We start from the raw sequence: 5484 nt of genomic DNA on the forward strand, positions 1-5484 counted from the left end.
AGTCACATCCGTCAATAAATGTTTCACAAGATTCTGGAGATAAATCTGTTTTTACATCAAAAACTTTTTCTGAAAGTACTATGTTTTCTTTATATGGAAGTAATTCATAGCTTTGAATTGTAATCTCTTCTAAATCATTTAAGTCTAATGAATCTGAAATTATTTCAGTAGAAATTTTCTCTACATCAACTACACTTTTTTTTGACTCACCTTTTTGACACGAAGTAAGCAAAAGAAATAGTCCTATATAAAATGAAAAGTACTTCAAACCTGCTCTGTTAATACTGCTCCTCTTCATTCGGGAAATCACCGGATTTTACATCGGTACTGTATTGTTGAAAGGCTTTGGTCATTTCGGTAAATAAATCGAGGTAGCGTCTCAGGAAGCGGGGGTTGAATTCGTGGGTCATTCCCAGCATATCGTGAATGACCAACACCTGGCCGTCCACTCCGCCACCGGCACCAATGCCAATCACGGGAATGGAAATGCTTTTTGCGACTTCTTCGGCGAGTTTGGCGGGAACTTTTTCGAGTACAATAGCAAAGCAACCTAACTTTTCAAGCAGTAAAGCATCTTCTTTGAGTTGTTGGGCTTCGGTTTCTTCTTTGGCCCTTACGGTATAGGTTCCAAATTTATAAATGGATTGTGGTGTCAACCCCAAATGTCCCATAACGGGAATTCCGGCGTTGAGGATGCGCTTGATGGATTCCTTGATTTCCTTTCCACCTTCAAGTTTTACGGCGTGAGCACCACTTTCTTTCATTATCCTGATGGACGAACGCAAAGCTTCTTTGGGGTCACTTTGGTAGCTTCCAAAGGGCAGATCAACTACAACTAGACTTCGGTTGATGGCTCTTACCACTGAAGCAGCGTGATAAATCATCTGGTCGAGGGTGATGGGCAGCGTGGTTTCGTGGCCTGCCATTACATTTGACGCCGAATCACCTACCAAAATCACATCAATACCGGCACTGTCCACTATTTTTGCCATGGAAAAATCATAGGAGGTGAGCATCGATATTTTTTCGCCTTTGGATTTCATATCTACCAAGGTCTTGGTGGTGATGCGCTTGTATTCATTTTTTGCTACAGACATACTGGAGGTTTTATTTCGGTAAAAGTACTAAATTAGTCAACCACTTTCAAAAATACCACAATGATAAAACGAATTGCTTTTGTAGCCTTAATTTTTATTTCTTTTATAGGGAATACACAAACAACTACTGATCATTCAGAAATAGAACAAACCATCAAAACTTTTTTTAATGGTTTTCATAAACAGGACAACCTTATGATGAAGTTGATGTTGTTTGAAAATGCTAAATTGCAAACAATTGGTTTCGATAATGAGAATAATCTTGTTGAAATTACTGAAGAATCCATTCCAAAGTTTTTAAAATCCATTGTTTCAACTCCAAAAGAAATTTCTCTTAAAGAAATCATTCACGACTATAAAATTCAAGGCGACGGGCTACTGGGAACTGCCTGGACACCATACAGTTTTTTCATCAACGACAAACTAAGCCTTTGTGGCACTAACAGTTTCCAATTGGTAAAAACAGAAGAAGGCTGGAAAATTCTCAGTATTCTTGACACCAGAAAGCGGGAGGGGTGTCTAGATTAACAATCACTAAGGTTTACTCGCACAGCAAGTCCGCCTTCACTGGTTTCTTTGTATTTGGAGCTCATATCCTGAGCGGTTTCCCACATGGTTTCGATGACTTTGTCCAGAGGTACTTTGGCTTTGGAAGCATCGCCGTCAAGGGCCATTTCGCAGGCATTGATGGCTTTAATAGCTCCCATGGCGTTGCGCTCAATACAGGGTATTTGCACCAGTCCGGCAATGGGGTCGCAGGTAAGGCCCAAATGGTGTTCCATAGCTATTTCGCTGGCCATAAGTACTTGTTCGGGCGTACCGCCCATCAACTCGGTTAAAGCACCTGCTGCCATGGAAGATGAAACCCCGATTTCTGCCTGACAGCCGCCCATTGCTGCTGAGATGGTTGCTCCTTTTTTAAATAAACTACCGATTTCACCGGCTACGAGAAGAAATTGTCTGATATCGTCAAAGTCAGCGTCGTGGTTTTCAATTACCATATAATACATAATCACAGCCGGGATTACCCCGGCACTGCCGTTTGTTGGTGCAGTTACCACACGTCCTAATGAAGCATTAACTTCGTTTACTGCCAGGGCAAAACAGCTTACCCATTTCAGGATTTGTCTGAATTTGACTTCAGTATTGCGGATGGCTTCAATCCATTCTTCCGGATTGGAATATTTTGATTCACCAATCAGAGTTTTGTGTGTATTAAAAGAGCGGCGGGTCACATTTAAACCTCCGGGCAGGGTACCTTCAGTGTGGCAACCGATGTACATGGACTCCAACATGACTTTCCAGATGGCGCGCAAACCTTCGTCAATTTCTTTTTCTGAACGCAGTGAAAGTTCATTCTCCATCACAATTTCAGAAATGGTTTTATTGTCACGCTTGCAGTGCTCAAGCAGTTCGGTTCCTTTTTGGATGGGATGTGGGAAACGTTTAAAAGCTTCCAGCTTTTTCTTGGCATTTTTACGTTCTTCTTTGACTACAAATCCACCTCCAATGGAATAAAAGGTTGAAGAAATTTTTTTACCGTTTTTTAGATGCGCTCTGAACGTTATTCCGTTGGGGTGAAAATCGAGGAATGTTTTATGAAAAACCACGTGTTTGTCAATATCAAAATCGATAATATTTTCACCATTCAACACCAGGTGATAGTTCTTTTTTACCAATTCAATTTCGGCGTCTATGGATTCAATGGGTATGGTTACAGGGTCAAAACCGCTTAAACCAAGTATGGTAGCGAGATCTGAAGCGTGACCTTTTCCCGTAAGGGATAATGAGCCGTACAAATCCACAAAAACTTCCTGAACATCGTCAAATTGTTTTTCCGCTTTGAGCTCTTCAATCCACCGTTGTGCTGCACGCCAGGGACCCAAGGTGTGTGAACTCGATGGCCCCACACCAATTTTCAACATATCAAAAACGCTGATATTTTCCATAGTTTAACTAAAAACTCAAAGATAGTAAGTAAATGCCCATTCAAAATAGTTTTACCATTTTTTTAAAAAGCTTCAGAACGAAGTTCTTTTCAAATTATCTTACCTTTGGCGGAATAAATTCAAGCTCCATTTCGATGTATATCAAGCGAATTCTACTTATCATTGTTTTAGCTGGTGTGGTTGCTGCAGGTATTTTCTCCTATTATGTTTACAAAACCGTTTTTTTGCCCAATACCGGTTTTGAAAATGAAACTGCTTATATTTTTGTGGGCAGTGATAGGTCTTATGCAGAAGTACGTAATCAATTACAGCCGTTATTAAAGGATATTGAAAGCTTTGACAAAGTCGCTCAAAAGAAGGGTTATGTGCAAAATATAAAACCCGGAAAATATCAGATCAAAAAGGGGATGAACAACAATGATATTGTAAACAGCTTGCGAAGTAGAAATATTCCAATAAAAATTTCTTTTAACAATCAGGAAACATTGGAGCGACTTGCAGGAAGAATTTCTGAACAGATTGAGGCAGATAGTATTTCGCTTTTAAAGACTATGAAAGACGAAGATTACCTTTCAGCAAATAGCTTTAATCCTGAAACTGCATTGGCGATGTATATTCCAAACACTTATGAGTTTTACTGGAATTCTTCCGCAGAAACATTTAGAAACAGAATGCTGACTGAGTACAACAATTTCTGGAATGAAAACAGACTTGCAAAAGCGGAAAATTTAAATTTAACTCCTCTTCAAGTGATGAGTCTGGCTGCTATAGTACAGAAAGAAACTGCCAGGGTGGATGAACGCCCCAGAGTAGCAGGTGTCTATTTAAATAGGTTGAGGGCAGGTATGTTGCTTCAAGCTGACCCCACAGTGATTTTTGCCATTAAAAAAGAAACGGGTGATTTTGACACAGTAATTAAAAGGGTTTTATTTAAAGATTTGGAAGTTGACTCACCTTACAATACCTATAAATATCCAGGAATACCCCCGGGTCTCATAGCTATGCCTGATATTTCTTCAATAGATGCCGTGCTTAAACCGGAAAAACATGACTATTTTTATTTTGTGGCCGATGTTTCAAAGCCCGGATACCACTTATTTGCCAAAACGCTGGCTCAGCATAACCGGAACCGACAACAATACATCAACTGGATCAATCAAACCGGGATAAATCGCTAAATAAATTATAAAATTTGTGTTTTTATTATCACATTTTTTAACTTTAATCAAGAGTTTATTCAAAAATAAGGAATTTTCCTACAGTTAAAATTTTCATAAACTCTTAATATTTTTGTGATTTTAACACTTTTTATCTGACAAAACGCACACTTTAACGTTTAGTTAAGAATCTGACAATCATCGTGTTATATTATTGTCTATATTTGTCCCTGATTTTTAGAAGTAGGAAAAATACTTCAAAAATGAATAGAAAATGAAAAAATTACAACACTTATTATTCATACTTCCTTTGGCTGCTTTAATGATCAGTTGGGGATTTTTGTCCAGGAGTACTGTTGATTTATCACATTATTCCACTATGGGACTGGAGTTATATTATGATGTTCCGTTTGAATTGACTTTTGAGATTGATGATGAGGACTACATCATATATCCATATTTGGGGAAAACTTTTGTTGGTTTTCGCGAAGCTCTTGCTTTTAGGGAATCACGGGGTGACTATTTTGTCGTCAATGATTTTGGTTATATGGGCAAGTACCAGTTTGGACGTTCAACGCTACAATTGATAGGTATAAGGGATACTGATCGGTTTTTAAATGACCCTATTCTTCAGGAATCAGCCTTTAAAGCCTATGCATCCAGAAACAAATGGGTATTGAGAAGGGACATTGAAAGGTTTTCCGGAAAATATGTCAATGGAGTATATATTACTGAATCAGGAATACTTGCAGCGGCACATTTGGCTGGACCGGGTAATGTCAAAAAGTTTTTAAGAAGTGGAGGAGAAGATGTTTTTGAAGACGCTTTTGGTACTTCAGTTAGACATTATTTGAGAAGATTTTCAGGATATGATACCTCGTTTATCCTGCCAAACAGGAATGCAAAAGTAGTTTACAAAGGATAGTTATACTTCTTTATAGAATAAAAACAAGGTTGGTCTTTTATGGAGGTCAACCTTTGTTTTTTTCCATTCTTCTACTGTTTTGGTTATAATCATTTCTGTAGCTAAAGTAAGGTCACAGGCTACACAAATTTTTGTATTTGAAGATAGGTTGCTTACCAAATCATTTAGCATACTATCATTCCGGTAAGGGGTTTCAATAAATAATTGTGTTTGGTTAAAATCAGCCGATAGTTTTTCCAGTCGTTTTATTTCTTTTTTGCGTTTGTCTTTATCGATGGGTAAATATCCGTTAAAAGCGAATTGCTGACCGTTAAATCCACTTGCCATAAGAGCAAGTAAGATTGAAGAAGGCCCAA

6 protein-coding genes and 1 pseudogene are annotated in these 5484 nt (G+C 38.3%); 3 read left to right on the forward strand and 4 right to left on the reverse strand.

The features are described 5' to 3' along the window. Both AC6F75_RS05020 and panB read right to left on the reverse strand, forming a co-directional pair. Positions 1 to 268: hypothetical protein (locus AC6F75_RS05020; protein ID WP_500713851.1), on the reverse strand; the 268-nt coding region annotated here is incomplete at its 3' end. A 10-nt stretch (positions 269 to 278) separates the two neighbouring features. Further along, positions 279 to 1097, reverse strand: a complete 819-nt coding sequence (gene panB / locus AC6F75_RS05025) for a 3-methyl-2-oxobutanoate hydroxymethyltransferase (RefSeq protein ID WP_500713852.1) — start codon at positions 1095 to 1097, stop codon at positions 279 to 281. Positions 1098 to 1157: 60 nt separating this feature from the next. Between panB and AC6F75_RS05030 the strand changes: the two genes are divergently transcribed. Further along, positions 1158 to 1625: a nuclear transport factor 2 family protein gene (locus tag AC6F75_RS05030; protein ID WP_500713853.1), complete on the forward strand. Its 468-nt coding sequence runs from the start codon at positions 1158 to 1160 to the stop codon at positions 1623 to 1625. Here AC6F75_RS05030 and AC6F75_RS05035 read toward each other — a convergent pair. After that, positions 1622 to 3046 carry an L-serine ammonia-lyase gene (locus AC6F75_RS05035; protein ID WP_500713854.1) on the reverse strand — a complete coding sequence of 475 codons (1425 nt, stop codon included), beginning with the start codon at positions 3044 to 3046 and terminating at the stop codon, positions 1622 to 1624. The genes AC6F75_RS05030 and AC6F75_RS05035 overlap by 4 nt on opposite strands. 134 nt (positions 3047 to 3180) lie before the next feature. Here AC6F75_RS05035 and mltG point away from each other — a divergent pair, with 134 nt between their 5' ends. After that, positions 3181 to 4224, forward strand: coding sequence for an endolytic transglycosylase MltG (gene mltG, locus AC6F75_RS05040; RefSeq protein WP_500713857.1), 1044 nt, complete (start codon positions 3181 to 3183; stop codon positions 4222 to 4224). A 253-nt stretch (positions 4225 to 4477) separates the two neighbouring features. Next, positions 4478 to 5128 carry a peptidoglycan-binding protein LysM gene (locus AC6F75_RS05045; RefSeq protein ID WP_500713855.1) on the forward strand — a complete coding sequence of 217 codons (651 nt, stop codon included), beginning with the start codon at positions 4478 to 4480 and terminating at the stop codon, positions 5126 to 5128. On the opposite strand, the pseudogene AC6F75_RS05050 reads toward AC6F75_RS05045, so the two are convergent. Continuing rightward, positions 5129 to 5484, reverse strand: a pseudogene (locus AC6F75_RS05050) (SAM-dependent methyltransferase); the annotation flags it as partial.

Source organism: Planktosalinus sp. (genome assembly GCF_059864935.1).

Coding starts and splice junctions, on each gene's coding strand:
- panB (WP_500713852.1), bottom strand. CDS start 1,097: ATGTCTGTAGCAAAAAATGAATACAAGCGCATCACCACCAAGACCTTG.
- AC6F75_RS05030 (WP_500713853.1), top strand. CDS start 1,158: ATGATAAAACGAATTGCTTTTGTAGCCTTAATTTTTATTTCTTTTATA.
- AC6F75_RS05035 (WP_500713854.1), bottom strand. CDS start 3,046: ATGGAAAATATCAGCGTTTTTGATATGTTGAAAATTGGTGTGGGGCCA.
- mltG (WP_500713857.1), top strand. CDS start 3,181: ATGTATATCAAGCGAATTCTACTTATCATTGTTTTAGCTGGTGTGGTT.
- AC6F75_RS05045 (WP_500713855.1), top strand. CDS start 4,478: ATGAAAAAATTACAACACTTATTATTCATACTTCCTTTGGCTGCTTTA.